The organism is Altererythrobacter sp. B11 (genome assembly GCF_003569745.1).
Classification (GTDB): domain Bacteria; phylum Pseudomonadota; class Alphaproteobacteria; order Sphingomonadales; family Sphingomonadaceae; genus Croceibacterium_C.
This window is the reverse complement of sequence record NZ_AP018498.1, coordinates 3,223,344-3,247,343: the sequence shown is the minus strand read 5'-3', so window position 1 is coordinate 3,247,343 and position 24,000 is coordinate 3,223,344. Positions and strand designations below refer to the sequence as shown.

Annotated in this window: 24 protein-coding genes; 13 read left to right on the top strand and 11 right to left on the bottom strand. The window is 66.4% G+C overall.

The genetic code is table 11. The features are described from left to right. Nucleotides 1–45 precede the first annotated feature (45 nt). From AEB_RS15340 to AEB_RS15320, 5 genes are all read left to right on the top strand, one after another. Nucleotides 46–1,803, top strand: a complete 1,758-nt coding sequence (locus AEB_RS15340; protein ID WP_231958768.1) for a PAS domain-containing sensor histidine kinase — start codon at nt 46–48, stop codon at nt 1,801–1,803. After that, complete coding sequence (locus tag AEB_RS15335; protein ID WP_119083912.1) at nt 1,800–2,435, top strand: response regulator transcription factor; 636 nt, start codon at nt 1,800–1,802, stop codon at nt 2,433–2,435. The genes AEB_RS15340 and AEB_RS15335 overlap by 4 nt, the downstream gene beginning before the upstream one ends. Nucleotides 2,436–2,529: 94 nt before the next feature. After that, nucleotides 2,530–2,940, top strand: coding sequence for a response regulator (locus AEB_RS15330; protein WP_172593129.1), 411 nt, complete (start codon nt 2,530–2,532; stop codon nt 2,938–2,940). 70 nt (nt 2,941–3,010) lie between these two features. Beyond that, nucleotides 3,011–3,820, top strand: a complete 810-nt coding sequence (locus AEB_RS15325; protein ID WP_119083910.1) for a universal stress protein — start codon at nt 3,011–3,013, stop codon at nt 3,818–3,820. A 44-nt stretch (nt 3,821–3,864) separates the two neighbouring features. Continuing rightward, nucleotides 3,865–4,077, top strand: a complete 213-nt coding sequence (locus AEB_RS15320; protein ID WP_119083909.1) for a hypothetical protein — start codon at nt 3,865–3,867, stop codon at nt 4,075–4,077. Nucleotides 4,078–4,196: 119 nt separating this feature from the next. On the opposite strand, the gene AEB_RS15315 is transcribed toward AEB_RS15320, so the two are convergent. Next, nucleotides 4,197–4,880 (bottom strand): response regulator transcription factor, encoded by a 684-nt coding sequence (locus AEB_RS15315; RefSeq protein WP_119083908.1) that lies wholly within the window; start codon nt 4,878–4,880, stop codon nt 4,197–4,199. 80 nt (nt 4,881–4,960) lie between these two features. Beyond that, entirely contained in the window at nt 4,961–5,653 is a 693-nt protein-coding gene (locus AEB_RS15310) for a Crp/Fnr family transcriptional regulator (RefSeq protein ID WP_119084686.1), read from the bottom strand. Nucleotides 5,654–5,865: 212 nt separating this feature from the next. On the opposite strand from AEB_RS15310, the gene AEB_RS15305 reads away from it, so the two are divergent. The 5 genes from AEB_RS15305 to AEB_RS15285 all read left to right on the top strand — a co-directional run bounded on the left by AEB_RS15305 (nt 5,866) and on the right by AEB_RS15285 (nt 10,956). Then, nucleotides 5,866–6,423: a transcriptional regulator gene (locus tag AEB_RS15305; protein WP_119083907.1), complete on the top strand. Its 558-nt coding sequence runs from the start codon at nt 5,866–5,868 to the stop codon at nt 6,421–6,423. Continuing rightward, nucleotides 6,411–7,190: a Crp/Fnr family transcriptional regulator gene (locus AEB_RS15300; protein ID WP_231958767.1), complete on the top strand. Its 780-nt coding sequence runs from the start codon at nt 6,411–6,413 to the stop codon at nt 7,188–7,190. Before AEB_RS15305 ends, AEB_RS15300 begins: the two co-directional genes overlap by 13 nt. An 87-nt stretch (nt 7,191–7,277) precedes the next feature. After that, nucleotides 7,278–7,778, top strand: coding sequence for a 2Fe-2S iron-sulfur cluster-binding protein (locus tag AEB_RS15295; RefSeq protein ID WP_119083906.1), 501 nt, complete (start codon nt 7,278–7,280; stop codon nt 7,776–7,778). Then, nucleotides 7,775–8,755 carry an FAD binding domain-containing protein gene (locus AEB_RS15290; protein WP_119083905.1) on the top strand — a complete coding sequence of 327 codons (981 nt, stop codon included), beginning with the start codon at nt 7,775–7,777 and terminating at the stop codon, nt 8,753–8,755. Before AEB_RS15295 ends, AEB_RS15290 begins: the two co-directional genes overlap by 4 nt. Beyond that, a complete protein-coding gene (locus AEB_RS15285; protein ID WP_119083904.1) occupies nt 8,752–10,956 on the top strand; it encodes a xanthine dehydrogenase family protein molybdopterin-binding subunit in 2,205 nt (734 codons plus the stop codon). Before AEB_RS15290 ends, AEB_RS15285 begins: the two co-directional genes overlap by 4 nt. A 24-nt stretch (nt 10,957–10,980) precedes the next feature. Here the strand turns inward: AEB_RS15285 and AEB_RS15280 are convergent, their stop codons facing one another. Continuing rightward, nucleotides 10,981–11,259 carry a hypothetical protein gene (locus AEB_RS15280; protein ID WP_119083903.1) on the bottom strand — a complete coding sequence of 93 codons (279 nt, stop codon included), beginning with the start codon at nt 11,257–11,259 and terminating at the stop codon, nt 10,981–10,983. A gap of 34 nt (nt 11,260–11,293) precedes the next feature. Then, the gene (locus tag AEB_RS15275; RefSeq protein ID WP_119083902.1) at nt 11,294–11,806 is read right to left on the bottom strand and encodes a host attachment family protein; all 513 of its coding nucleotides are present in this window, start codon (nt 11,804–11,806) and stop codon (nt 11,294–11,296) included. A gap of 111 nt (nt 11,807–11,917) precedes the next feature. Between AEB_RS15275 and AEB_RS15270 the strand changes: the two genes are divergently transcribed. Then, entirely contained in the window at nt 11,918–12,901 is a 984-nt protein-coding gene (locus AEB_RS15270) for a bile acid:sodium symporter family protein (RefSeq protein WP_119083901.1), read from the top strand. A 20-nt stretch (nt 12,902–12,921) separates the two neighbouring features. Here AEB_RS15270 and AEB_RS15265 read toward each other — a convergent pair whose 3' ends face one another. The 4 genes from AEB_RS15265 to AEB_RS15250 form a co-directional block, all read right to left on the bottom strand. Further along, nucleotides 12,922–13,752 (bottom strand): alpha/beta fold hydrolase, encoded by an 831-nt coding sequence (locus tag AEB_RS15265; RefSeq protein ID WP_119083900.1) that lies wholly within the window; start codon nt 13,750–13,752, stop codon nt 12,922–12,924. 238 nt (nt 13,753–13,990) lie between these two features. Beyond that, a complete protein-coding gene (locus AEB_RS15260; RefSeq protein WP_119083899.1) occupies nt 13,991–14,413 on the bottom strand; it encodes a DUF6152 family protein in 423 nt (140 codons plus the stop codon). A 33-nt stretch (nt 14,414–14,446) separates the two neighbouring features. After that, complete coding sequence (locus tag AEB_RS15255; protein ID WP_188115284.1) at nt 14,447–15,328, bottom strand: hypothetical protein; 882 nt, start codon at nt 15,326–15,328, stop codon at nt 14,447–14,449. Nucleotides 15,329–15,358: 30 nt separating this feature from the next. Beyond that, nucleotides 15,359–17,233 (bottom strand): outer membrane protein assembly factor BamB family protein, encoded by a 1,875-nt coding sequence (locus tag AEB_RS15250; protein WP_172593128.1) that lies wholly within the window; start codon nt 17,231–17,233, stop codon nt 15,359–15,361. A 508-nt stretch (nt 17,234–17,741) separates the two neighbouring features. On the opposite strand from AEB_RS15250, the gene AEB_RS15245 reads away from it, so the two are divergent. Together AEB_RS15245 and AEB_RS15240 are read left to right on the top strand one after the other, a co-directional pair. Beyond that, on the top strand, nt 17,742–18,269 hold the full coding sequence (locus tag AEB_RS15245; RefSeq protein ID WP_119083897.1) for a DUF6644 family protein: 528 nt from the start codon (nt 17,742–17,744) through the stop codon (nt 18,267–18,269). Between the two features lie 16 nt (nt 18,270–18,285). Then, nucleotides 18,286–18,801: a DUF6644 family protein gene (locus AEB_RS15240; RefSeq protein ID WP_119083896.1), complete on the top strand. Its 516-nt coding sequence runs from the start codon at nt 18,286–18,288 to the stop codon at nt 18,799–18,801. A gap of 93 nt (nt 18,802–18,894) precedes the next feature. Here the strand turns inward: AEB_RS15240 and AEB_RS15235 are convergent, their stop codons facing one another. The 3 genes from AEB_RS15235 to AEB_RS15225 form a co-directional block, all read right to left on the bottom strand. Further along, on the bottom strand, nt 18,895–21,024 hold the full coding sequence (locus AEB_RS15235) for an outer membrane protein assembly factor BamB family protein (RefSeq protein ID WP_172593127.1): 2,130 nt from the start codon (nt 21,022–21,024) through the stop codon (nt 18,895–18,897). Nucleotides 21,025–21,071: 47 nt separating this feature from the next. Beyond that, entirely contained in the window at nt 21,072–22,742 is a 1,671-nt protein-coding gene (locus tag AEB_RS15230; RefSeq protein ID WP_119083894.1) for a carboxylesterase/lipase family protein, read from the bottom strand. An 85-nt stretch (nt 22,743–22,827) separates the two neighbouring features. Then, a complete protein-coding gene (locus AEB_RS15225) occupies nt 22,828–23,946 on the bottom strand; it encodes a hypothetical protein (RefSeq protein WP_145985318.1) in 1,119 nt (372 codons plus the stop codon). Nucleotides 23,947–24,000 lie beyond the last annotated feature (54 nt).

Below are 24,000 nucleotides of genomic sequence, written 5' to 3'. Positions count from 1 at the left end.
TGCCTCGCGCATGGGCTAGGGTGGCGGTGAGAAGGAGCGAGGCGGATGGAGCAGGGCCGGGGCAGGGCGGGCACAATCGCCGGACCGATGCGCAATGGCATTCTGGTGGCGGCGGTGCCGGCGGCGGCGCTGTTCGGCTGGAGCTTGGGCGCGGCGATCGGCGGCACGGCCGATACCCGCGCGGCCTGGGCTGCAATCGCGGCCGTCCTGCTGGTGGTGGCGGGCCTCGCCGCGCTGGGATGGCGATCCGCCCGGCGCGAGGCGGCGGCCCGGCTGGCGGAGGCGGAAGCGCGCGCGGAAGACGCGCAGCTGGCCGAGGAAGAACTGCGCCTGCTGCTGGAAGGCGCGCGGCAATATGCGATCTTCCTGGTCGATCGGGAAGGGCGCGTCAGCAGCTGGAACGCCGGGGCCGAGCGGCTGTACGGCTGGACATCGCAGGAGGTGCTCGGCCGCCATTGCGCGCTGTTCTACGCCGCCGATGAAGCCGCCGGCGCGGCGCAGGTGGAAGCTGAGCTGACCCGCGCGTTGGCGGAGGAATCGGTCACCACCGAGGACTGGCAGGTGCGCAAGGACAGGTCCGAATTCCTCGCCTCGCTCTCCATCTCTCCGCTACGCAGCGAGAACGGCACGCTGCGCGGCTTCGCCCGGGTGATCTATGACGCGACGGAGCGGCGCGCGGTGGAGCTGGCGATCCAGAAGCGCGAGGAACATCTCAATTCCATCCTCGCGACCGTGCCCGATGCGATGATCGTGATCGACGAGCGCGGCCGGATGACGTCCTTCAGCAGCGCGGCGGAGCGGCTGTTCGGCTATTCGGAGGCGGAGGTGATCGGCCGCAATGTCAGCATGCTGATGCCCAGCCCCGACCGTGAGCAGCACGATTCCTATATCGAACGCTATCTGCACACGGGGGAGCGGCGCATCGTGGGCATCGGCCGCATCGTCACCGGCCAGCGGTCCGATGGCAGCACGTTCCCGATGAAGCTGTCCGTGGGGGAGGCGATCAGCCGCGACCAGCGGCTGTTCACCGGCTTCGTGCAGGATCTTACCGAGCGGCGCGAATTCGAATCGCAGCTGGAGGCGGCCCGGTCGGAACTGATCCATGTCTCGCGCCTCAGCGCCATGGGCACCATGGCCTCCACCCTCGCGCACGAGCTCAACCAGCCGCTGACCGCGATCTCCGTCTATGGGGAGGCCGCGCGCGAGATGCTGGGCGGCGAGGGCGCGGTGGACAAGGGCGTGCTGGCCGAGGTGTTCGGGGAGATTTCCGGCCAGGCCCTGCGCGCGGGGGAAATCGTGCGCCGCCTGCGCCAGTTCGTAGCCCGCGGCGAAGTGATGAAGACGGTGCAGGATGTCCCCGCGCTCATCAACGAGGCGAGCGCGCTGGCGCTGGTGGGCGCGCGCGACCGCGGCATATCGGCCCAGTTCTTCTATGCGCCCGATGCCACGCCGGTCTTCGTGGATCGCGTGCAGATCCAGCAGGTGCTGGTGAACCTGATGCGCAATGCGATGGAGGCCATGGAAGGTCGGCCGGTCCGCCGCCTTTCCATCTCCACCGGGCTGGCGGAGCCGGGGCTGGTGCTGGTGACGGTGGGGGACACCGGCCCCGGCATCGCGCCGGAAATCAAGGAACGGCTGTTCGAAGCCTTCGCCAGCACCAAGGCGGACGGCATGGGCCTCGGCCTCTCCATCTGCCGCACGATCATAGAGGCGCATGGCGGGCGCATCACGGTGCGCGATGCGCAGGGCGGCGGCACGGAATTCCTGTTCACGCTGCCCCGCGCGGTGGAGGCGGCGGCATGAGCGAGCAGACGGCCATCTATGTGGTGGATGATGAAGAGCCGATCCGTGCCTCGCTGAAGCTGCTGTTGTCGGTGCGCGGCTTTGCCGTCACGCTGTTCGCCTCCGGCGCGGCGCTGCTCGATGCGGTGGCGGGGTTGCGCCCCGGTTGCCTGCTGCTGGACATGCGGATGCCCGACCTGAACGGGCTGGAAGTGATGCAGGCGCTGGCGGCGCGAGGCGTGGATCTGCCCACGGTGATGATGACCGGGCATGGCGACCTCTTCGTGGCGCAGGCGGCGCTGCGGCAGGGCGCGATCGCCTTTCTGGAAAAGCCCTTTTCGGCTGCGGACATCAGCGCCGCGCTGGAAGGGGCGGTGCTGAAGCAGCGCGATCCGGAAGCCTATCGCCAATGGCGCGCGGCGGAGGGGGTGCGGGCCCATGCGCTGGCCGAAGGGGACCGGCAAGTGCTGTCGCTGCTGGCCGCGGGCCGCCCGTCCGAAGGAATTGCGCAGGATCTGGGCCTCAACGATGCGCAGGTGGAAATGGCCTGCGCGCGAATCCTGCGTACGCTTGATGTGGGCAATCTGAACGAGGCAGTGCGCATCGCCTTCATGGCCGGACTGGATCAGGAACCGGGTGCCAACCTCGCATAATTACGGAAGGATGCGCCAGATCGTTTAATCTAGGCCGACGCGGGAGACCCGGCCGTGGGGGCCGGGCATGTCTCTCGATGTCAGAAGGCCTTGGATGGATACGCCCGCACGCATGCGGATCCTGCTGGTGGAAGATGATTCCGCCGTTCGTCGCGCGCTGCAGCTGTTGCTGACGGGCGAGGGCTATGAGGTGCGCTCCTACCTTTCGGGAGACAATCTGGAACGCGACCCCGAAGCGCTGGCTGCCGATTGCCTGGTGTGCGACCTGCTGCTGCCGCAGGGCGATGCGATCGACCTGCTCGGCCGGTTGCGCGCCGCCGGATGGGACGGCGCGGCGATCCTCGTCAGCGGCCATCTGACGGCGGAATGGCGCCAGCGGGCGGAACAGGCAGGTTATGGCGCGGCCTTGCCCAAGCCGATCGGGGACCGGGTGCTGGTGAACGAGATCACCGCCCAGTTACGCCGCCGTGCGGCCCGCCTGCCCGGGGGCGACGGGCACGCCTAGGGACAATTGCGGAGTTACGCCGCACCGCCGATCGCGCAGCATCCGCGCAACTGCTGAAAGGAAGCGGAACATGCGGTCCATCCTCCTCAAGATCGAAGACGATACATGCCTGGAAGCGCGGCTGCAGGCGGCGCTGGACCTTGCGCGGGGTTTCGGCGGGCATGTTACCTGCCTGCAGACCATTGCGCTCGACATAGTGATGCCCGGCGATCTCAACGGCATTTATGTTTCGGAAATCGTTCCTGTCCTGCGGCGCAAGGCGGCCGAACTGCGGGCGCTGATCGAACCGCGGCTGGCGGCGGAAGACGTGGCGTGGGACTGGGTGGTGGATGAAGGGGCCGCGCTTGGCTGCCTGCTCCGCCGCAGCGCGCTCAGCGACGTTGTCGTGCTCGGCTCGCTGGAGCCGTTCGGCGGCGCAGCCTCCGATCTGGCGGCCGACGTGGTGCTGCATTCGCGCACGCCGGTGCTGCTGGTGCCGCCCGGCACCACGGGCTTCGCCTGCGATGGCCCGGTGGTGGTGGCCTGGAACGGCTCCCCCGAAGCCTCCCGCGCGCTCAAGTCAGCACTGCCGTTGCTGGCGCGGGCCGGATCGGTGGTGCTGGCGAGCGTGCTGGGCAAGGAGGGCGCGGGAAATCAGGGCCTCCCCGCGATTGAGGGCGCGGCATATCTCTCCCGCCATGGTATAGAGTGCGAGATGACGGAGTTCCCGCGCGAAGGGCGCTCCGTCGCGCAAGTGCTGGCCGATGCCGCCACGCTGCGGCACGCCTCCTGCCTCGTGATGGGCGCCTATGGCCACGCGCGCCTGATCGAGACGATCTGGGGCGGGGTGACGAAGGAACTGTTCGCCCGGCCGCCCTTGCCGATTCTGGCCTGCCACTGAGGCTTCGCCGCCGGGCTGCGGCGCGGAGCGAAAGGAGAACCGGGATGGAACAGACCGCCGAACCGCCGATCGCGGATCTCATGCTGGCGCCGTTCAAGCTGGCCCAGGCGATGCATGATTGCAATGTCGCCTGGTGCCACCGGCTGGCGCACCACTTCCTGGCCGTGGGCTTCCCCCCGCATCCGCATGAGGCGCCGTTCCAGCTCGAAGTGCCCGATCCCATCGCCGTTGAAGGCGAACACGACCTCTTCGCCTGAGCGCCGAAGCCCTCTCCCCTTCAGGGGAGAGGGTTGGGAGAGGGGTAAGCACGGCGACGAACAGGGCTCAGCCGGGCGCTCTCATTCCCCGCCTCCTGAAGGGGAGGGGAGAGCCTGGCTCAGTCCCCTGCGGGCTTGCTCCCGCCGGCGGCGCCCTGGCCCACGCCGTGGCCTGAGCGCCATTCGTCCTCGCGGCCCATGCCGGCGGCGAAGGCGATGCGCAGGGCGTCGGCGAAATTGCTCACGTCCAGCTTGGTCATCACATTGGCGCGATAGACTTCCACCGTGCGCGAACTGATGCCGAGATCATAGGCGATGGTCTTGTTGGGGTAGCCGCAGGCGAGCCCGTCCAGCACCTCCTGCTCGCGCTGGGTCAGCAGGGCGATCTGCGTCTTGGCCCATTGTTCCTGTTCCAGCCGGCCGCGCCGGTCCGCCAGCCGGGCGAAGCCGCGATCCAGTGCCTGCAGCAACCGCTCACGGTTGAAGGGTTTTTCCAGGAAATCCACGGCCCCGGCGCGCATCGCCCGCACCGCCATGTCGATGTCGCCATGGCCGGTCAGCACGATCACCGGCAGGTTCAGCCCGCGCTGCGCCATTTCCTCCTGCACTTCCAGCCCGTCCATACCGGGCATCCGCACGTCCAGCAGCGCGCAGGCGGGGGCGGTGCGATCCACGCCTTTCAGGAAGCTCTCGCCATCCTCCCACCGTTCCACGCGGAAACCCGCGTTGCGGAGCAGGAAATCGAGCGAGCGGCGGATCGCCTCCTCGTCATCGACCACGTGGACCAATCTCTCGTCGCTCATCGCCGCCTGCCTGATTATCGACCCGGGGGAGGGGCACGATGTCCGGCATGGCGGCGGCGAGTTCAAGGTCTTTCGCGGCCTCACTCCATTTCCGCGAGGTCTTGCAGCGTGGCGCGATCGCGGATCACGATGTCGCGCTGGCCGGGCGTTTCCACCAGCCTGTCGTTGCGCAGCTGGGTGATCTGGCGGCTGACCGTCTCGATCGTCATGCCCAGCACTTCAGCAATTTCCTGCCGGCCGAAGGGCAGGGTGAAGGCTACGCCCGCGCCATCGCTGGTGGGCTCGCCCAGCCGGTGGGCCATTTCCAGCAGGAAGCTGGCCACCTTGGACTGTGCGCTCTTGTGGCCCAGCAGGAGCATCCAGCTGCGCAAATGGTCCAGCTCGTCCAGCGTGCGCCGCAGCATGTCATGCTCCAGCTCTGGGTGGGTGCGGGCGAATTCGTCGAAATCGGCGCGACGGAAGGTGCACACCCGCGCCTCGCTCAGCGCCGTCACCGTCTGCGCGCTGCGCGCGCCGAAGGGGCGGCCGATGAAATCGCCGGGATAGGCGATGCCCAGCGTCTGATCCTTGCCCTGCCGGGTCGAGGCGGACAGCTTCACCACGCCTTCGATCACATTGCCGATGAGGAGGGATTCGTCCCCCTCCCATTGCAGCACCTGCCCACGCGACAGCTTCTGGTGGCGGCCCATGCGGCCCAGCCGCTCCATGTCCTCCGCATTCAGCGATCGGCAGACGGCCTTGTCACGCACCGTGCAATGCTCACAGGAATTCATTACCAAGTCCTCGCTTCCCTCGCGGCCCGTCGGGGCCGAATTGACCGTGATCAATATTGCCCCTCTCGGGCAGGCGGGCGCGGGCCGGTATACGCAAATGTCCCAGTCGGGCGGGGTGCGTAGGGGGCGGATCCATGAATAAACATTTGCACTCGCCTTGCAGAGGCGGTGCAGCTGCGGCACTCCGGGCGGGGTAGGGGCGTTGCGTCGGCATGATCGTATTCCTGGATTTCGAAGCATCCTCTCTCTCCGAACGGAGCTATCCCATTGAAGTCGGCTGGGCTTTTGCCGAAGGCGGGGGCGAAAACCACCTGATCCGCCCCGCTCCGGGGTGGGAGGAGTGGGATCCCGCCGCCGAAGCCATCCACCACATCCCCCGTGACGAATTGCTCGAACGCGGCACCCCGCACGACGCCGTCGCCCGGCGGATGGTGGAGGTGCTTTCGGGCCACGATCTCTACGCCAGCGCGCCGTCGTGGGACGGCAAGTGGCTGAGCGCTTTGCTCCGCGCCGGCGGCTTTACCCGCCGCACGCTGCGCCTCCGCGACACGGACGAATTGCGCGAGCAGTCGGTGCGGCAGATCCTCCAGCCCGTCATCCCTCCGGAATCGCTGGAAAAAGTGGTTGAGAGCGTAATCACCCTGGCCGATGTGCGCGACAGGGGCGGCCCCCCGGCGCATCGCGCGCTTGCCGATGCGGAGGAGGAGCGGCGGCGCTGGCGCGACGCCTGCGATGCCGCCCGCGACGCAGCGCGCCGATGGTCGCCCTGAAGCCCGGCACTTCGGTTGCCACGGGGGTGAGGGGGGCGCATAACCGCCCGATGGAGATGTCCCGGTCCCTGATCGCCCGCAATCTCGGCGCCCACAGTCGCTTCGAGACGGAGGAGCTGATGGCGATCGAAGCGGCGCTGGGCCGCGTGGTGCGTTCCGTCGAAGCGCGGCGCGACATCCTGCGCGAGGGTGACGCGCCGCAAACGATCAAGTTCGTCCTCGAAGGCTGGGTGTCTCGCTACAAGGAATTGCCCGACGGCCGGCGGCAAATCCTTTCGCTGATGATCCCGGGAGACATTTGCGACGCGAATGCCTTCATCCTGGAAGAGATGGACCATTCGCTCGGCGCGATCACCACCGTCCGCTATGCAGAGATCGGCCGGGAGGAATTCGACGCCATAGTGGCCAGTTCGCTCAACATGGCCAAGGCGCTGTGGCGCAGCGAACTGGTGACCGCCTCGATCCAGCGCGAATGGACCATGAGCGTTGGCCAGCGCACCGCGCCGGAGCGGATATCCCACCTGTTCTGCGAAATGTACGCGCGGCTTGCCGGCCTCGGTCTGACGCAGGGCGGCAGCTGCGAATTCCCCCTGACTCAGGCGGACATCGGGGAAGCGACCGGGCTCACCTCCGTGCATGTGAACCGCACTCTGCAGGCGCTGCGGCGGGAAGGGCTGGTGGAGCTGCGAGCCCGTCGGCTGCATGTGCTGGATCACGATCGACTGCGAGAGAAAGCGATGTTCGCCCCCTCCTACCTGCATCTCTGACGGCGCGGGGGCAGCCAACGGCCCCCGCCAATTGGCTCGGACCGAATTGGGCGGCGGGGCGTTGGCCCAGCGATGAGGGAGCTGCCCATGCCGCTGACGATCAACGGACAAGACTATGACTTCGCGGGAGATCCCCGCACCACCCTGCTCGATTTCCTGCGGCGCGACTGCGGGCTGACGGGCACCAAGAAAGGCTGCGACCACGGCCAGTGCGGGGCCTGCACCGTGTTGGTAAACGGGCAGCGGATCAATTCCTGCCTCACCCTTGCCGCCATGCACGATGGCGACAGCGTGACGACCATCGAGGGGCTCGGCACGCCGGACGACATGCATCCGCTGCAGGCCGCCTTCGTCCGGCACGACGGCTATCAGTGCGGCTATTGCACGCCGGGTCAGATCTGCTCCGCCAAGGCTATGCTGGACGAGGCGGCCAATGGCTGGGCCAGCTTCGTCACCGATGATCTTGCCGGCGACGTCAAGCTGACGGCGGAGGAAATCCGCGAGCGGATGAGCGGCAATCTCTGCCGCTGCGGCGCCTATTCCAACATCGTCGATGCCATCACCGAAGTCATGGAGGCGGGCGAATGAGGCCGTTCGAATACACCCGCGCCGATGGGCTGGACCGCGCCGCGCAATTGTGCGGCGGTGGCGCCCGGCCGATCGCCGGCGGCACCAATCTGCTCGACCTGATGAAGCTGGAGGTGGAGACGCCCGAAGAGCTGGTGGACATCAATCGCCTGCCGCTGGGCGGGATAGAGGAGCGGGCTGGCGGGCTGCGCATCGGCGCCCTCGTTTCCAACAGCGCCTGTGCCGCCGATCCGCGCGTGCGGCGCGATTATCCGCTGCTCGCCCGCGCGATCCTGGCCGGTGCCACCTTCCAGCTGCGCAACAAGGCCACCACCGGCGGCAATCTGTGCCAGCGGACGCGGTGCTATTATTTCTACAATATCGATCAGCCCTGCAACAAGCGCGAGCCGGGCAGCGGCTGCTCCGCCATCGGCGGCTTCAACCGCATCCATGCCGTGCTGGGCGCGAGCGACCAATGCATTGCCACCTATCCGGGGGACATGGCGGTGGCGCTCTATGCGCTGGATGCCACGGTGGAGATTGCCGATGCTTCGGGCGGCACGCGCAGCCTTCCCGTGCGCCAGTTCCATCGCCTGCCGGGGGACGAGCCGCAGCGCGACAATGTGCTGGAGCCGGGCGAGATCATCACTGCCGTGCAGCTTCCGGCGCCAACCGGCGGCATGCAGATCTATCGCAAGGTGCGCGAGCGCGCGTCCTACGCCTTTGCGCTGGTTTCGATCGGTGCCGTGGTACGTATGGATGCCGGGCGCATAGCCTCTGCCGCGCTCGCCTTCGGCGCGCTGGCGCACAAGCCGTGGCACGATCCGCGGATCGACGAACTGCTTACGGGCGAAGTGCCTTCCGATGCGCTGTTCGACCGTGCGGCCGATCTGCTGCTGGAAGAGGCGCGCGGGCAAGGCGAGAATGATTTCAAGATTCCCATGGCCCGCCGGACGCTGAAGGCGGTTCTGCGCGAAGCGACAGGAGACGCCGCATGACCCGCACCGTCACGATGGATCAGCCCGACGAGCGCAACCGGCTGGATGCGATGGCGCAGGCGGTGATCGGCAAGCCGCTGAATCGCCCCGATGGCCCCGCCAAGGTGTGCGGCGTGGCCCCCTATGCCGCCGAATACCGCATGGAGGGCTGCGTGGAGGGCGTTCTCGTCACCGCCACGATCAGCAAGGGTGAAGTCACCGCGATCGACGAAAGCTCGGCGCTCTCCATGCCCGGCGTCCTTGCCGTCATCTCCGACGAGCGCATGGTCGCGCGTTCTGCGCAGGGTGGGGCGGGCGAGGCGCCCGTGCAACAGGTGCGCAAGGTGCAGTATTGGGGGCAGCCGATCGCGGTGGTGGTGGCGGAAACCTTCGAGCAGGCGCGCGATGCCGCCAAGCGTCTGCGGGTGGACTATCGCGTGGATGACGATGCCGCCGTGGATCAGCACGCCGAGGGCCTTCCCACCGAGCCCAAGGGCGAGCCCACCGTGCAGGGCAACCTTGATCGCGCAATGAGCGAGGCCGCCCATGCGGTGGATGTCACCTACACCACCGAAAGCCACAACAGCGCGGCGATGGAGCCCCATGCCAGCATCGCACAATGGGATGGGCAGAAGCTGACGCTGCACTCCAGCCTGCAGATGCTGCGCTACAATGTGAAGGAACTGGCCGATGCCGTGGGGCTGGAGCCGGATCAGGTGCGCCTGGTTTCCCGTTACGTTGGCGGCGGCTTCGGCTCCAAGCTGGGCATCAGCGCGGAAGGTGTGGCGGCGGCAGTGGCCGCGATGGAACTGGGCCGGCCGGTGCGGGTGGTGATGCTGCGCCAGCAGGTGTTCCAATGCGTGATGCGCCGCTCCGAAACGCATCAGCGCTTGCGGCTCGCAGCGCACACTGACGGGCGGCTCACCGGCTTCGGCCACGCGGCGCGCGTGTCCAACCTGCCGGGCGAGAGCTTTGCCGAGCCGGTGACGCAGGCCAGCGAATTCCTCTACCCCGGCGAAAACCGCGATCTGCGGATCGACGTGGCGCGCCTCAATCTGTTGACCGCCGGCTCCGTGCGCGCGCCGGGCGAGGCGGTGGGCATGCAGGCGCTGGAAGCGGCGATGGACGAGCTGGCCAACGACATCGGGATGGACCCGGTGGAACTGCGCCTGCGCAACATCCCGGACCGCCACCCGACCGAAGACATTCCTTACAGTTCGCGCAAATATGCCGAATGCCTGAAGCTCGGGGCAGAACGGTTCGACTGGGACGGCGCGGATCGCCGTCCGTGCCAGCGGCGCGAAGGCGAATGGTGGATCGGCACCGGCATGGCTGGCGCGGCGCGGGTGCATAACCTCAACGAAGCGCAGGCGCGGGTGACGATTTCCCCTGATGGCACGGCCATCGTTGCCAGCGACATGACCGATATCGGCACCGGCACCTACACCGTGCTGGGCCAGATCGCCGGCGAGATGCTGGGGCTCGATCCGGCGGACGTGCTGGTCCGACTGGGCGATACCACGCTGCCGCCGGGCTCCGGATCGGGCGGCAGCTGGGGTGCGGCCTCCACCGGTTCCGCCGTGTTCATCGCTTGCGAAGCGCTGCGCGAGGAAATCGCCCGCCGGATGGGCTGCCGCGAGGAGGATCTGACGCTGCGGGATGGCTTCGCCATGACCGGCAACAGGCGCGCGTCTCTGCCGGACCTGCTGGAAGGGGAGGAGATCGAGCAGACGGGCCACTTCAAACCCGGCGACGTGGCGGACAATTTCGCCGCCGCCATGTATGGCGCCTTCTTCGTGGAGGTGGGGGTGAATGCCTATACCGGCGAATGCCGGGTGCGCCGCTTCTCCGGCGCGTTCAGCCTCGGTCGTGTGCTGAACGAGAAGACCGCCACCTCGCAATGCATGGGCGGCATGGTCTGGGGCATCGGCAGCGCGCTGACGGAAGATCAGGTGTTCGACCGGCGGGACGGGCATGTGGTCAACCCTGACCTTGCCGAATATCACCTGCCGGTGAACCTGGATGTGCCGCATCTCGACGTGCTGCTGGTGGAGGAACGCGATCCCGCCGCCAGCCCGCTGCAGGCCAAGGGTGTGGGTGAGCTGGGCATCTGTGGTGCGGCGGGGGCCATCGGCAATGCGATCTACCACGCCTGTGGCGTGCGGTTGCGCAGCTTTCCCTTCACGCCCGACAAGGTGCTGGCCGAACTGCCGGAGATCTGATCCGGGCAGTCCGGCCCGGCGGCTTTACTGGCCTGCTTCCGGAGTGGGTGTGGCGGTGCCGCTGTCCTTGCCGGTGAGCGCATCTTCAGGCCCGCCGGGCTGGGCGCCATCAGCAGGCAGGGCGTCTGCGCCCGCCCGCGCGCCATCCATGGCCCGCGTGGTGGTGCCGGCGCCGGCGGCCGAACTGAGATCGCCTTCACCTGACATGGTCGTGTCCGTGTTGGACTCAGCCTCCCCGCCGCAGGCGGCGAGGGGAAGGGCGAGGGCGGCGCTGAGCGCCGCCAAAGTGATTGCCTTCTTCATGATGGTCTGTGCCTTTCGTGGTTCTTGCGGCGCATCATTCGGCGCGCGCCAGCGCCTGCTCGATCTCGGGCACGGGATGGCCGGTGAAATCCTTGTCGATCTCCCCGGTCAGCCGCGCTTCCACTTCCTTGTGATAATGCTTGCGCAGTTCGCCCAGCGTGCGCGCGGGGGCGACGATCACCAGATCGTCGAAGTCATTGGATAGTGCTCGGTCCTTGAGCATGTCGGCGACTTCGGCGGCGAAGCGGTCTTCCTCCATCTGATGATAGTCCGTCTCCTCCATGCTCCCGCGCGAGGGGGCGAACTGCGCGCCTTCGCCCCGTGCGTGGTTCGAGCCGAGACGAGCGATCGGCGGAGCGCTGCGGCCCGACTGGGTGGAGGAGGATGCCCCGGCGGCATCGGTCTTCTGTTCGGAATCCTTCGGGCTTTCGTGGATTTCCTTGCGCACCACTTCCAGGCTGATTTCCTGCGGATTGCCCCGATTTCGCAACATCAGCATCTTGCGCCCGTCTGCGACGACGATCAGGGCGTTGTGGGCTATCTGCATGAGTGAACTCCTCTTCCTTTTGGGCGCCGTGAAGGCGCGTGTTCGATATCTGTCCGAACCATCGACGGGCTCCCGGCGTTCCGCGCGAGTGCTTGCCGCAAGGGACCGCCGATGATCCGCCGCCTGACCGCCCTGTTCGATCCCTTCATCGCGGCCCTGCTGCTGACGGTGGCGCTGGCCTCGCTGCTGCCGGCGCGCGGTGGCTTCGTGCCGGTGGTCGGCGCGGCGGCGGATGCGGGCATCGTGCTGCTGTTCTTCCTCCACGGCGCCAAGCTCTCGCGCGAGGCGATCCTGCAGGGCCTGTCCAACTGGCGGCTGCATGTGGCCGTACTGTCCGCGACCTTCGTGCTGTTTCCACTGCTCGGCCTCGGCCTCAGCTCGGTGCCCGGCCTGCCGCTGCCGCTTGCTTCGGGGCTGCTGTTTCTCACGCTGCTGCCCTCCACGGTGCAGAGCTCGATCGCCTTCACCTCGATCGCCCGGGGCAATGTGGCAGCGGCGGTGTGCAGCGCCTCGTTCTCGAACCTTCTGGGGATCGTCCTCACGCCGCTGCTCGCAGTCCTGCTGATGGGCGGGCGGCATGTGGACATGAGCTTCGACGCCGTCACCAAGATCGTGCTGCAGCTGCTGCTGCCGTTCGTTGTGGGTCATCTGCTGCGGCCGTGGATCGGCGGCTTCGTCCATCGGCACAAATGGCTCCTGTCGAAGGTGGATCGCGGCTCGATCCTGCTGGTGGTCTATTCTGCCTTCGGCGCGGCCGTGGTGGAGGGGCTGTGGCGCCAGGTTTCCTGGGCCGATCTCGCGCTGGTGCTGCTGTGCTGCACCGTGCTGCTGGCAATCGTGCTGGCCGCGACCTGGGGGGCGGGCCGGCTGCTGGGGTTCGCCTATGCGGACCGGGTGGTGCTGCTGTTCGCCGGCTCCAAGAAGAGCCTCGCCTCAGGCGTACCGATCGCCGGCGTGCTGTTCGCCCCGGCGGAAGTTGGCGCGATCCTGCTGCCGCTGATGCTGTTCCACCAGATCCAGTTGATCGCCTGCGCCGTCATCGCCCGCCGCCTCTCTGCCCGGCCCGAGGTGCCGGGCGGAGGGCCGCGCCCCTAGGGACGCGGCCCTCCGGCAGCTCAGCCGCGGATGAAGGCCAGAATATCGCGGTTGATCGTATCCGCCTCGACCGTGTGCATCCCGTGCGGGAAGCCCGGATAGGTGATCAGCGTGCCGTGCTTCAGCAGCTTGATCGCCTTGTGCGCGGAAGCGGCGATGGGAACGACCTGATCGTCTTCCCCATGCAGCACGAGGACAGGCACCTCGATCGCCTTCAGATCCTCGGTCAGGTCGGTTTCGGAGAAGGCCTTGATGCAGTCGTAATGGGCCTTCATGCCGCCCATCATGCCCTGCCGCCACCAGTTGCGGATGCTCCCTTCAACGACCTTCGCACCCGGGCGATTGAAGCCGTAGAAGGGCCCGCTGGGTACATCGAGGAAGAACTGCGCGCGGTTGGCCACCTGCGCCGCGCGGAAGCTGTCGAACACCTCCAGCGGCGTGCCTTCGGGATTGTCCGGCGTCTTCAGCATCAGCGGCGGCACAGCGCCGATCAGCACGGCCTTGGCCACCCGGCCGGGCTTTGCGCGGGCGACATAGCGCGTCACTTCACCGCCGCCGGTGGAGTGGCCGACATGGATCGCGTCCCGGAGATCGAGATGGTCCGTCAGCTGCGCCACGTCATCGGCGAAGTGATCCATGTCGTTGCCGTCCGGCGTTTCGGTGGAGCGGCCGTTGCCGCGCCGGTCCGGCGCCAGCACGCGGAAGCCTTCCTGCAGGAAGACCATCATCTGATTGTCCCAGTCGTCGGACGAGAGCGGCCAGCCATGGTGGAACATGATGGGCTGGGCGTCCTTCGGCCCCCAGTCCTTGTAGAAATATTCGACGCCGTCCTTGAGAGTGAGAGTGGGCATTCGCAGTCTCCTTCTGCATGTGCCGCGGCCATGCCGCGCCAGCGCCGTCCGCCGGCATGGCGGCCCGATCGCCCGAAGATCGCACGCTCGCGGGAGATTGCGATCACACGCAGGTATAATCCTGATGCAAGACCAGTTGAAGGCAAAGAACCGGCGCGCGCTTTCCCAAAGCAAAAGGCCCGCGATCCGGAGATCGCGGGCCCTTCTGGCGCTGCGGACGGGAGCCCGCTGCGCGGTGTCAGTCGCCCTTGGCGCGCTTCGCGGCGGCGGCGACGGCTTCCGTCGTCGGGTTGCCGAGCGACAACTCGCGGCCGTTCGGGAAGCGGATTTCCGCGGCCGACGCGCGGGTGTCCCCATCACGGGCGCGGAACGCGTCCACGATGATCTCGGTGCCCGCGGGCAGCGAGTTGCGGTTCCAGCCGCGGCGCAGCAGCGCGCTGGGAGCGCCGCCTTCCACGCGCCACACCTTGCCGTCCTTGGTCTTGATGTGGATCCACGAATGGGGGTTCACCCATTCGAACTTCACCACGGTGCCTTCCAGGCGGATCGGCGCGTTGCGGTCGAACTCGGTAGCGAAAGAGTGGTGGGCAACAGCAGTGCTCGCTGTCCCCACGGCGAGAACGGCGCCAATCGTGGCGACCGCCCACTTCTTGATGTGCATGGCTAAACTACTCCTCGATTTCTTGTATTCTGCTCAATTTTTCTTGTTAGCGCCGGCCGCTGGACTGCCTTCCCCTTCGAGCAAGTCACCATATAGCAGGCGCTCGCTGAACGGGACGCAACGGAATTCCAGTAGCTGGGCATCCTGCTCCACACGGCGATACAGCGGCATCTTGATCGTCCAGGGCTTGGTGTAGATCGACGGATCGTCGATCGTCGCCTCGTAATCCATGTGATCCGGGCCGCGCGGGGTGAAGCGTTCCACCACCGACGCCGTGTTCGTGAGATAGTTGCCCGACCGGTCCAGCCAGGTCACGCCCGGCTTGAGCTCGCCGCCCGGCAGCTTCACGTCACCCGGGCCGAGCGCCAGCGTGGTGACGACCAGCGTATCGCCTTCCCACTGGCCGTAGGAAGTGCCCATCCAGGTGTCGATCGGCGGAATGCCGACCGGCCCCATGTGGACCACGCGATTGGCGTTGGCATATTCATAGACCATCAGGATGTCGTCATTCCCGCCCTGGATGATCTGGAAGGGGTAGGGCATGTATGTGGCGCGCGGGATGCCCGGCAGGTAGCAGGCCGCTTCCGGATCATGCGTGATCAGGTTTTCACGGTTTTCCTTCAGCCGCTCCAGCGCTTCGGGCTTGTAGGGGATCTTGCCCCCCACCACCACGCCGAGACCCGGCGGGATCGCGCCGATGGTGCCCAGCTGCCGCTCTGCCACCGGGTTGGGCGCAGCGGAATGCGGCTCCAGGTTCCAGTTGGCCTCGCCCATCGACTGCCAGATGCCGTTGATGTTCGGATGGCCTTCGATCTTCGCCGGGGCCTTGGCCGAATCCTGCGCCATCACCGGCGTCGCGACGCCGGACATTGCGAAGGCGGCCGCGGTAACCGCCAGAATGGAAAGTCTTTTCATCCCCACCTAAACCTCTCTCGTTGGTATTCGTTAGCTTGATAACGAATAGGTCATGATCGTGCCACCTGCATTGATGGCGACATACTGTTTCCCATCGCTCCCCCGATAGGTCATGGGATTGGCATTGGCATTCCCGCCCAGCGCCGTCTCCCACAATTCGCGGCCGGTCTCGGCATCGAAGGCGCGGAAGCGTTTGTCGTTCGTGGCGCCGACGAACACCAGCCCGCCCGCCGTCACCGTCGGGCCGGCATTGCCGGCATTGCCCAGCACCTGGCGCCCCTCGGGCAGTTCTTCATACATGCCCAGCGGAACGGCCCATTTCACTTCGCCGGTATTGGCATCCACCGCCGTCAGTTGCGCCCACGGCGGCTTGTAGCACGGCAGGCTGGGCCCAACGGCGCGGCCCTTCTCGTCATACTCGCCGGAAAGCGGTGCACTGAAGGTGAAGAACGGGCCTTTCCCGTCCACGCTCGCGCGGTCGTAGAGCTGGTTCGTATCGTTCGCATCGAAGCTGTAGCTCTCGGTGCTGTCCTTCATCTCCACCCAGCCAACCAGAGAGGTGGACTGCACATTGGCATACACGATGCCGCTGTGCGGATCGGCCGCCATGCCGCCCCAGTTCACTCCGCCGGTGCCGCCCGGAAGCTGGATGGTGGACCGCGGCGGAGCGCCGTCGCGATGCAGGTAGAAGGGCGTGAACGGCCCGAAGTTGAGGTAGCCCCCGGCCTTGCGCCACATTGCCACGCAGGCGGCAGCATGGGCGGGGCTGGTGTCCTCTGCGGTGACGAGATCGTCATAGGTCAGCTTCACGCGCGCCAGCGGCGGCGTCTTCACCGGGAAGGGCTGGGTGGGGCTGTAATATTCACCCGGCACGTCGCCCGCGAGAACCGGCCGTTCCTCTACCGGCAGGGCGGGCTTGCCCGTCTCGCGGTTGAGCACGAAGAAGCGTGCCGCCTTGCCGACATGGGCGATCACAGGTTGACGGCGCCCATCCACCTTCGCGTCGATCAGCGGGCCGGCGCTGGGGATATCCGTATCCCACAGATCGTGATGCACCGTCTGGAAGTGCCACTTGTATTCGCCGGTCTTGAGATCGACGGCCACCAGCGAATTGGCAAAGAGATTGTCGCCCGGCCGATCGCCACCCCAGTAATTGGCTGCGGGGCCGCTGATGGGCAGGACTACGATGCCGCGTTCGACGTCGATCGGGGCGGAGGTAGCCCACATGTTGGCGCCGGACCGGTTCTTCCAGCCATTGCCCCAGGTCTCGTTGAAGCGTTCGCCCTTCTTGGGGACGGTCTGGAATTCCCACAGCTTGCGGCCGGTGCGAATGTCGAAGGCGCGCGGGTTGCCGGCAACACCCTGCGGATTTTCCAGCGTGGCTGCACCGATCACCGCCACGTCGCCGCCGATAGAGGGGGTGCCGCCATAGGGCACGCCCACATCCACCATGCCGCCCTGACCGAAGCCCGCCACCGGCGTGCCGCTGGCCGCGTCCAGCGCGATCAGCAAATTGCCGGCCATGAACAGGATGCGCGGCGGCGTATCACGATCACCGGGCCAATAGCTCACGCCCCGGGTGGACGCGTTGCGCGGCGGGCCGGATTCGGCCTTCGGCACATCGAAGGACCACTTTTCCTTGCCGCTCACTGCATCCAGCGCGACGACGCGGCCGCCGGCCGGGAAATACATCACGCTGTCCGCCACCAGCGGGGTCGCCGTGTTGAAGCCGCGAATCGGATAGCGCCAGGCTTCCTTCAGCCCGGCGACATTGGCGCGGTTGATATCGGTAAGCGGGGAATAACGCGTGGAAGCCGCATCGCGGTTGATCGTCTGCCAGTCGCCATCTGGTTCCGCCCCTTGGGCGATGGCGGCGCCACCAGCCATCAGTGCGGCCGTGGCCATCAGCCCCAAGCCTCTTCCGAAGCGCATCCGCTACCCCCTCCGCTCAGTTCTCAAACGCCGCGCGCAGGCCGATCCCCGGCCTCGCCCGCGCTCTCTAGTTGATTATGTCCTAGGGTCCAGAGCTTGTTTTGACAATGCTCCCTGGCGGCAATTATTGTCGCAGAATCCGCCGCCCGAGATACAATTTTGCGACAGTCCGGCCGCGCGCCGCAGGCTGCGGGCGCAGTTCCGGGCGAAGGTCCGCCGCGGGACTAAGTCAACTTGGGGCTTGGCGATCGCCCTCTGTCGCGCTAGCGGAGCATGCAATGAAGGGAAGGCGTCGGGTGAGGTGTTGTAACCGGCTGTAACGCAGTGGTTACGGTAAATTACTCGGCAAGAGGGACTATAGGCGCCATAATGCCCGGGAGATCACGCGTCACCGGGTGTGCGGGGTGTGGGAGGCAGCATGGGCTGCCGGCCGAATCCCGCCGGTGGCGACGCTGGCTAGAGATGGGGGAATGTAACGCCGATGGGTGACCTGCTATATAATTTTACCGAGTGGCTGCGTACGACGCAGCTGGTCGAACTCGCCTTGTGGATTTCCGACACACCGCTGAACCTTTGGATCGTGACCCATTTCTGGGCCATCCCGGTGTTCCAGGTGATCCACATCCTGTCGATCGCCATGGCGTTCGGCTCCATCCTGATGATCAACCTGCGCATCTTTAAGGCGTCGGGCACGCATCTGACCATGCTGGATACAGCACGGCGCTTCGTACCGTGGATCTGGTGGTCGCTGGCCTTCCTGATCGTTTCGGGCGTGTTCATGATCATCGGCGAGCCCGTTCGCGAGCTCATCAACCCGATCTTCTGGATCAAGATGGTCCTGGTGGTCGTGGCAATCCTCGTCAGCCTCTGGTTCCACAACGGCGTGGTGAAGCATGCGGAGGCCGCTGGCGGCGTTTCGTCTGCCGCCCGCGTCGGCGCGGTGCTGGTCGTGATCCTGTGGTGCGTCATCATGCTGTGCGGTCGCTGGATCGCCTACGCACCGGTCTGATTTCTGGGGGCTTTCGATGTATCCTGAACCTGAAAATATCTGGCAGTCCCTCGAATATTCGGGGGTCGGTACCTTCATCGCGGAAAGCACCTGGGCTTTCCCCACGATCGAGACGATCCATGTGATCGCCCTCGTCACCGTTGTCGGCACGATCGCCGTGATGGACCTGCGCCTGCTCGGCCTCGCGTCGATCAGAAGCTCGATCACGCAGATGACACAGGACACGCTGAAGTGGACCTGGGCAGCCTTCGTGCTGGCCGCGATCAGTGGCTCGCTGCTCTTCGTCAGCAAGGCCAGCAGCTATGTGATCAATCCCTATTTCCTGTGGAAGATGGTGATGCTGGCACTGGCCGGCCTCAACATGATGTATTTCCACTTCATCACTCAGCGCACGCTGAAGGATTGGGATGTGCATGGCACCGGGCCGGTGCCTGCCATGGTCAAGGTGGCCGGTCTGCTGTCGCTCATCTTCTGGGTGCTGGTGGTGTTCTTCGGCCGCGCGATCGGCTTCACGCTCGGCATCTTCTACTAACCACGCCTTCGCGGCATGGCCCGAAAACAGGAAGGCCGCCCCTCGGGGCGGCCTTTTTCATTCGGGTCGCGCTCGGCGGCCGGTGCGCTTGCGTCACTCGCCTTCGGGCAGGGCGAAGACATAGAGCGCGGCATTGTTCACCGCTGGCTGCGGCAATTCCGGCGTGAACGCTTCCGGCAGGCCGAAGGACAGCGGGTTGCCTTCGCCCGTGACCATGGCCACATACTGCCGGCCATCCACCGAATAGGTGATGGGGGAGCCATTGGGCACGCCGGGCAGGGCGCTGCGCCACACCTCGCGCCCGTCCGCCTGATCGTAAGCCAGCACCTGGCGATCGACTCCGCCGGTGAACAGCAGCCCGCCCGCCGTGGTCAATATGCCCATGTCGAACGGGGCGCGGCGGCGCACTTCCCAGCGCTTCTCGCCCGTGTCCATGTCCAGGCTCTGCAGCACGCCGTAATTGCCGTCCCCGTCCTTGGGAGGCGAATAGAGGATGTTGACCCCGCTGGTGAGGAAGCCCTTCTCGGAGGGGACCATTTCCATGCACACGTCACGCGCGTTCACGAACAGGCTGTGGGTGTGCGGGTTGAAGGAGGTCGGGCTCCAGTTGCGCCCGCCGCCGGAATGCGGGCAGACGAACACGGACCCCTTGTCCCGCCCCGGCACCAGCGCGGGATCCACCGTCTTGTCCCCCGTTACGGGATCGATGGCGGTGATGAAGTTCTGCAAGCCCATGTCGACGGTGTCGACATATTTGCCCGTCTCCACCTCCAGCATGTCGAACAGGCCTTCCTTGCCGCCGGTGATCACCACGCGGCGCTGGTGCCCATCCTTCTCGACCGTGCCGATCACGCGGTCGAACACCCAGTCGAGATCGTACTGGTCGTTCTTCACATGCTGGAAATACCACACGAGCTTGCCGCTGCGCGGCTCGAAGGCGAGGGTGGAATTTGTGAACAGGCCATCGTTGTTGAGGCCCGGCTTGCGATCGCGCACCGGCCCCGTGTCATAGGTCTGCGCGACGCCCCAAAGGGCAAGGCCAGAGGCCGCGTCATAGGTGCCGGAGGTCCATACCGAGCCGCCGCGCCGCTGGTCTGCCGGCAGCCCGTTCCAGCTGTCGCCGCCGGGGGTGCCGGGCTTGGCCACCGTGTCGAAGGTCCACAAATGCTTGCCGGTTTCGGCATCGAAGGCCGCGATCAGCCCGCCGCCGGGTTCCTGCGTGGTGAGGCCCTGCATGATTACGCCGTCGGCAGCCAGCGGCCCGCCGGGATTGCGAAAGCCCGGGCGCCCGGTGATCGGCACATCCCACACCGGTCGCCCGGTGCGTGCATCCAGCGCCGCCAGATGCAGGTCCGACGTGGCAGCGAACAGCTTGTCCCCATAGAGCGCCAGCGTCTTCTTGGAGGACAGCACCGTGCCTTCCGGCACCGTGCGCTGATAGCGCCACAGCATCCTGCCCGTGGCGGCATCGAAGGCGAACACCTGATCGCCATAGCCGTAGATGTAGAGCACGCCGTCGCGCACCAGCGGTTCGTTGGTCGTCTCGCCCGTCGGCAGCGGCTGCGCCCAGGCAAGGCGCAACTGGCCGACATTCCCCGTGTTGATCTGGCCCAGCGGCGAATAGCCCTGGCCGTTGTGGCCGCGGCGCCAGCTCATCCAGTTCTCCGGCGCCGGATCGTCGAGCATGGCTTCGGTGACGGGAGTGAAACTGGCGAAGCGGTCCGCCGGCTCGGGCCGGTGCGGCATCGGATAGCGGGTGGAAATCCCGCCGATGCCGACTTCGTCCACCGCATCAGCGGCCAGGCTCGGCTTGGGCAGGGTGGCCGCTGCAAGGCTGGCGGCATCGCCGGGGGCGAGCGCACGCTCGGCATGGCCGCCGTTCTGCGAAAGGATCAGCGCTGCCAGTGCGGCATAGGTCTCATCCGGCAGCGTGCCTGCGCCACCGGGCGGCATGGAGTTGCGGATGTAGGTGTAGAGATCCTGTGCGGGCGCGCCGCCCCATTTGGCGAGGAAGGCTGCGCCCGTGAGCGAGGAGGCGAACTGGCCGCCGGCCATGTCGGCGCCGTGGCAGGCTGCACAATGCGTTGCATAGGCTGTGCGACCGGCTTCCACCTGCGCAGCGAAAGCCTTGCCGGAGGCTTGCACCGGCTGCTGCCCTCGGGCCGTCGCCAGTGCGGCACAGCCCAGCGCCAGCGCGCAGGCGGCGGACGCAAATAGCGGCACCTGTCGACTCCGAACTCTCCGCATCCTCATCCCCCCATTGGCGCGGCTTATTCCCCGCTTTGAATACCCAGCGGCTTCGCCACCCGCTCCTCATACATCGCATCGTATAGCGCTGATTTCGCCCGATTCAGCCACATGCCCTTGCCGGAGTCATCGGCGTCCAGCAGCATGGCCTGATCCGGCTCCAGCGCCGTTACGGAAGGCCATTGCGGCAGGCCCTCGCCATTGGGATTGCCGGTGCGGGCGAAATTCACCCAATATTGGGAGACCTGATCGGCAAAGGCCTCCTCACGCGGATTGCCGGCCATCTTCTCCACCGAACTGCCCGCCGGGTAGGTGCGCGGGGCGGCCAGATTGTCGAACACGTAGGGGATTTCCGCCGTGTGCCCGGCACCGAGATCCGCGCGCCCTTCATCATAGGGTGGCTCATGCGTGAACCAGTAGAGCCACGCCTTCTGGCCGATCTTCGCCTGGCTTTCGGCGAACAGCCGCATGTGCCAGGCCATGGTGTCGGAGAAGGGCTTGCTCGCCTGCGCCGATGCTTCCTCGTCGGTGCTCGCCGGATAGGCGGCTTCGCCCAGCGCGGTCAGACCACCCCAGCGCATGTCCGCGCCCTTGTTCCAGCTTTCCAGCGTGGTGGGCGGGCCGAAGCCGCGGGTGAACGAACCTTCGTCGGCATTGGAACCGACCAGCACGTCTACCGGATTCTGCTTGCCCTCCGCGAAGGTGATCGAAAGATCCTGCGGGATGATATAGCCGTCCACGATCATGCCCTGGCCACGGAAGTTCTTCGCCACCTCCTCGGCCGGCAGGGCGCGCAACTCGGCAAGTGAAGACTTGCCGATCTTCTCGGCAGCTTCGAGCGTCCGCTGTTCCGAGGCTTCGCGCGTCGGCATCAGCGCGATGCCCAGGCCCATCCAGGCGCCGCTTTCGGAAATCGCCCGCTCGAACGTGCCGCGCGCCGGCGGAGCGCCCACGAGGCCGGCATCCATCGCTGCCCCGGCGCTCTCCCCGAAGATGGTGATATTGTCCGGATCGCCGCCGAACGCGGCCACATTCTGCTTGAGCCATTTGAACGCCGCGATGGCATCGCCCAGCGCCTGATTGCCCGAAGCCTTGTGCGGGCTCTGCGCCGTCAGCTCAGGATGCGAGAAGAAACCAAAAGGCCCCACGCGATAGTTGAAGGTGACGAGGACAACGCCCTTCTTCGCCAGATTGTCGCCTTCGCTGAAGGGCGCATTGCCGCCGCCTTCGTTATAGGCCCCGCCATAGAGCCACACCATCACCGGCAGCTTCTCGCCCGCCGATTTCGCCGGCGTCCAGATGTTGAGATACAGGCAATCCTCGCTCATCGGCGGGGAGTCCGGCATATCCGTGGCAGAATTGGGCGGGAAGCGCGAAGGGGCCGGGGGCTGCACGCAGGCATTGCCCCACTTCGTGCCATCGCGCACACCGTTCCAGGCTGCGGGAGGCGCGGGCTGCGCCCAGCGCAGATCGCCGACCGGCGGAGCAGCAAAAGGAATGCCCTTGAACACGGTCACGCCAGCGAGCTTGCCCGGCGCGCCCTGAACAAGGCCCTGCTGCGTTTCAACAGGCCCCGCGAGCGGAGTGGCCGAGGCATTTGCGGCGCCATTGCCGGACTGCGCAGTGGCGCAGGCGGAGGTGGCGAGCAGCGCCAGGGCAAGCGCACGGCGAAGGGGTAGGGCTTTATGCATCATCTCTCCGACTTCCGGTTTGCCCGGCGCGTCTGCATGCGGCCGTGGCGAATGCCGGGGCCGCGCACGCGGCCCCGGCGATCATGCGTTACTGGCCGCTTTCGGATTCCACCTGCGATTCGGTGAGTTCCTGCAAGGTGCCGGCGCGCGATGCGTTGATGTAATTGCGCACCTGCACATTGCCTTCGTGGCAGGCATATTCGAAGAACTGGTATTCATCGTTCCGCGTCCAGTCGAGCCGTGCGGTCCACGGTGCAGTGAACACTTCCGGATCCGAATAGGTCGCTTCGTAGACGATGGAATCGGGACCGGTCATCGTCAGCCGTTCCGTCACCTTGGCCTGCTTGCTGGTGGGGATGACATTGAACGGCGGCACGCCCAGCGTCGCCATGTTGAGCGGCGAGCCATTGCGGGCGAATGCATCGGTGGTAGCCCCATCGCCGGATTTGATGTTGGTGGTTTCGATCACCAGCGTATTGCCTTCCCAATGGCCGACGCTGTGGCCGAGCCACTGCTCCACCTGCTGCGGCCACGCCGGGCTATTCTTGTCCACGATCGGGATCACGCGGCTGCCGAGCATCTCCAGCGCAATCACCACATAGCCGGGCGACTGGAACACGCGGATGCCGTTATTGTAGCGGAACGGGAACATCGAGGCCGGGAACCCGCGCGAGATGCAACGATCCCAGCTGTCGAAATCGGTCACCCAGTTGAACTTGGTGTTGGGCGTCCAGCTCGAACGGCCTGCCGCCATCAGCTGCTTTGCCTTCTCGGTGAAGGCCGGCAGCTGGCCATTGGCAGGATCGACCAGCAGCGAGGTGCGGCGACCGGAGGCATCCGATTCCACCCAGTGGCCCATACCGATCGTGTTGTTCTTGTCTTCCGCGGCGTAAGCCTGGTCGGACCGGTTGGCTTGTTCCTGCCGCTGGGCGAATTCTTCATCATTGAGGAAGAAGCGATCGCCGAACTGCGCCGGGCGCTGCATCGGCAGGCTGGCAATGTTGTCGATCGGCCAGGTGCCACGCAGATCGGGATCGCCCCAGGCCGTCTTCTTCGGCTGGTAGTCCTTGGGGATGGGCGGCAGCTTGGTAAGGTCGGCGGGTGCCGCCGTCTGGGCTGCAGCCGGGGCAACGCCCGGCGCGGCAAGGCTCATCGCCGCGAGCATGGTGCCCGCCATCATCGTACGAATAGTGTTCAGGCGTTTCATTTTGCCCCTCCTAAATGCCGCGCGCCCACCGCGCGCCTGACTGTTGCACTCTTT